The organism is Bacillota bacterium (assembly GCA_018333655.1).
In the GTDB taxonomy this organism is placed as follows: domain Bacteria; phylum Bacillota; class UBA994; order UBA994; family UBA994; genus BS524.
The window spans coordinates 1-3,022 of record JAGXTJ010000035.1 but is presented as its reverse complement, the minus strand read 5'-3'; the positions used below and the strand labels follow the sequence as shown (position 1 = coordinate 3,022).

Annotated in this window: 4 protein-coding genes and 1 pseudogene; 2 read left to right on the top strand and 3 right to left on the bottom strand. The window is 59.8% G+C overall.

From position 1 onward, the window contains the following. The first annotated feature begins 386 nt into the window (after positions 1-386). Both KGZ92_07245 and KGZ92_07240 read left to right on the top strand, forming a co-directional pair. Positions 387-506 (top strand): annotated as a pseudogene (locus tag KGZ92_07245) (type II toxin-antitoxin system RelE/ParE family toxin). 3 nt (positions 507-509) lie between these two features. After that, the gene (locus KGZ92_07240; GenBank protein ID MBS3889069.1) at positions 510-830 is read left to right on the top strand and encodes a transcriptional regulator; all 321 of its coding nucleotides are present in this window, start codon (positions 510-512) and stop codon (positions 828-830) included. A gap of 366 nt (positions 831-1,196) precedes the next feature. On the opposite strand, the gene KGZ92_07235 is transcribed toward KGZ92_07240, so the two are convergent. The 3 genes from KGZ92_07235 to KGZ92_07225 all read right to left on the bottom strand — a co-directional run. Beyond that, positions 1,197-1,694 (bottom strand): pilin, encoded by a 498-nt coding sequence (locus KGZ92_07235; protein MBS3889068.1) that lies wholly within the window; start codon positions 1,692-1,694, stop codon positions 1,197-1,199. Between the two features lie 133 nt (positions 1,695-1,827). Continuing rightward, positions 1,828-2,283 carry a pilin gene (locus KGZ92_07230; GenBank protein MBS3889067.1) on the bottom strand — a complete coding sequence of 152 codons (456 nt, stop codon included), beginning with the start codon at positions 2,281-2,283 and terminating at the stop codon, positions 1,828-1,830. 343 nt (positions 2,284-2,626) lie between these two features. Continuing rightward, the coding region (locus tag KGZ92_07225) for an SCO family protein (GenBank protein MBS3889066.1) at positions 2,627-3,022 on the bottom strand (396 nt) is incomplete at its 5' end.

Sequence of the window (3,022 nt, the reverse complement as noted above, 5' to 3'; positions counted from 1 at the left end):
GCGACGCTGGCCGGGTCCACATCTAGGCTGGCCAGCACCCGGTCGAGCAGACGCGCCCGCTGGGCATCAGAGAGCTGCAACACTTGGGCTTCAAGCGCTTCGAATGTGGGTTCCATGCTGCTTTACCGATTGGCGTGAGGGTTCTGCGAGCTTAGCAGACCGGCCCGTTTAGGGCAAGAGCAGAAACTGCAAGCCCTGCCCTGCCCTCTCCTTTGGCCCGCGCCAAGCACCCGCACGGGCTTAGCGGTGGCGGCCCGACCAATCAAGGCCTAAGCTGCCTACCGCAGATCGAGCGTGGCCAGCCGGTGTATAGACCGGCTTGCGACCCGAGTCACGCCAACGGAAACGTATGTGTTACCATTTAACCAATGATCTACCAAATCAAAGAGCTGCTCTTATCCATCGGTGGCGGCACAAAGAAGCGCCAGCAGACCGACATCGATGAGGCGGTCGTCTTGTGGGAAGACTACAAGCGCCGCAAGGCACGGACGAAAAAAGGAGCGTAACCCATGGCACTGACCCGTGATTTCAAAGCAACCGTGGTTGCCCGCGTGCAGACCGATCCGGCTTTTGCCCAGGCCTTGCTCGACGAGGCGATCACCCTGTTCATCGACGGCGAGCCCGACACCGCCAAACTCATCTTGCGTGACCTGGTGAACGCAACCGTCGGGTTCGAGTCGCTGGCCGAGGAAATCCACAAGCCAGCCAAGAGCCTGCACCGGATGCTGTCGGCCTCGGGCAATCCAACCATGAACAACCTCTCGGCGATCTTCGCCGCCATCAAGCGCGCGCTCAAGGTTGAGGTTCACACCACTGTCGTGATGGCATAGCCCCCCTTGATCCGCTTGCGACCCGCAGAGCCCAAGCCCAAAAGCAATAGCGCCATGGGCACCGACCTGTCCGGCCACTTGGTGTATGCCTGCGGCGCACCGGTGGTGGTGGAAGCAGCGCAGCGCGACTTCGCCGCCGCCGGCTATGCCCGAGCACGGGTTTTGTGCCGATGCGTTTGCTTTGGAGCGGGATAAACTGGGGGGCTGAGGGGGCAACTGATCGCAGTGGCCAACAAAAAAGCCCCAAGCCCACGACTGGCGTCGGGGCCGGGGCCGGGGCCTTTTAGGGGTCAAACTGCTGATATCGTATCTAACAGTAGCAAGCGACTTGCTGCAAGCAGCTTAACTGTACTTGGGCTTTTACGATCACAGACGGCATTCTGGAGGTGCAAAGCGAGCCGCTAAGGTAGCAGGTGTAGTGGGTGCAGAGCCAGTCGCAGTAGGCGTGCCTGCTACGTGACAGCGCCACTGAATGGCGCCAGTCGGTGGTGTAAATGATGCTGTCGCGTTCGGCAAAGCACCCTCACTGGTGAAGGGCACAAGTACGATTGTGCCGCCGCCAGCGCGTGCCGTGGTTGTAATCGTGATCTGACCTGTCGCTGCGGCAATTGCTACAGACGCTACGTTTGTAGTTGGTCCCGGTGCATTAAAACCCGCGTTGTAGCCTTCGGCTTGATGAATACCACTGCTCAGCACATCCGCCACGTTGAGCCTAGCGGGTTGCGCGAGCGAGAAGGCCTCGGCAACGCGGGCGCGCACGCTAAAGTTTTGATAAACCGGCAGCGCAATTGCCGCCAAAATGCCGATGATGGCCACCACGATCATGAGCTCGATCAGGGTGAAGCCGGATGTGGAGCGATTCATGGGGGTGCAGCGGACTTAAAGCAGAAATTAAAAAAAAGCCCGTTCAGGGTTAGAACGGGCTTGCTAAAGCTTTTGATATCTAGCCGCAGCGCGTATCAACCAAGCGCTGATGCGCTGCGGAGTAGGGGGTCAGTTAAGCCGCACCGCAGTCTGTATCCGTCCTTAGATTTGCAGGAAGGATGCGGCGGGGTACGGTCCCACCAGTGCAGGTGAAAATGTAACGACCGTCGCTAGCACTGCCAGTAAACACTAAAGTCTGACCGGCTGTTCCCACGCGTTCGTTGTAGGTAATAGTGATTGTAGGTGCACTATTTGTGCCTCCTACCTCCACAGAAGTAACCGCATTGCCATTAATAGCAGTTGCGGCAGCTAACCCAGCTGCTGCGTTTGTGATAGGAAATACCCCCATGGATGCATGATGCTCCGAAAGAGCAGTTTTGGCTGCTGAAGCGAGCGTCAATCCTTCTGCGACATGCGCTCTGCGCGTGAAGTCTTGATACGCCGGAATGGCAATCGCCGCCAAAATGCCGATGATGGCCACCACGATCATCAGTTCGATCAGGGTGAAGCCTTTTTGTACACGTTTCATGGGAAGTTCCCTCTAAGAGTGGTTGAAAAACACGATTTGAGCCTAAAACCGACCTCAAGGGGCTTGAGGTTGCATACAGTCTAGCAGCATCCGTGCCAGGCTAGGCGCTTGGCCCTGTGCCGCTGGGGCTGGGTAGGCTGCAGCTGGGTAGAATCTTCGAGAAAACAAGGGCATGCAGAGGCAATGCAGGGGCCCAACACGGGGCTGGCGCAGCCGGCAGCGGCACGGTGGGCGCACAGAGCGATCGGGGTGAGCGGGCTTTGAGGCTCACCTTGCCCGCAACCGCATCAAATTTTCACATTAAATTTTGATGTGCGGCAGCTGGGTGCAGCCGCTGCCCGCATCAGCTGCGCACAGGCTCGGCCAGCAGCAGCTTGACGTCGGCGGCAATAGCCTCGGCGCTGCTGCCAAAGGCGTGGTGCACGCGCACGCGGCCCGAGGGGTCGAACAAGAATTTGCCGGCGGAGTGGTCGATGGTGTAGCTGCCGGGGGTGCTGCCCTCGACGCGCTTGTAGTACACCCGAAACGCACGCGCCAGCGCGGGCAGCTCGGCCTCGGGGGCGTAGAGGGCCAAAAAGCTGGGGTCGAAGGCGGCCATGTAGGCGCGCATGATCTCGGGCGTGTCGCGCGCCGGGTCTAGGCTCACAAACAGCACCTGCAGGCGCTCGGCCTGCGCGCCCAGCAGCCGCCGCGCATGGGCCAGGTTGCCCATGCTGGTGGGGCACACATCGGGGCAGTG

Excerpts from the sequence above, each read along its gene's own strand:
- KGZ92_07240 (MBS3889069.1), top strand. The coding sequence starts at position 510 with ATGGCACTGACCCGTGATTTCAAAGCAACCGTGGTTGCCCGCGTGCAG.
- KGZ92_07235 (MBS3889068.1), bottom strand. The coding sequence starts at position 1,694 with ATGAATCGCTCCACATCCGGCTTCACCCTGATCGAGCTCATGATCGTG.
- KGZ92_07230 (MBS3889067.1), bottom strand. The coding sequence starts at position 2,283 with ATGAAACGTGTACAAAAAGGCTTCACCCTGATCGAACTGATGATCGTG.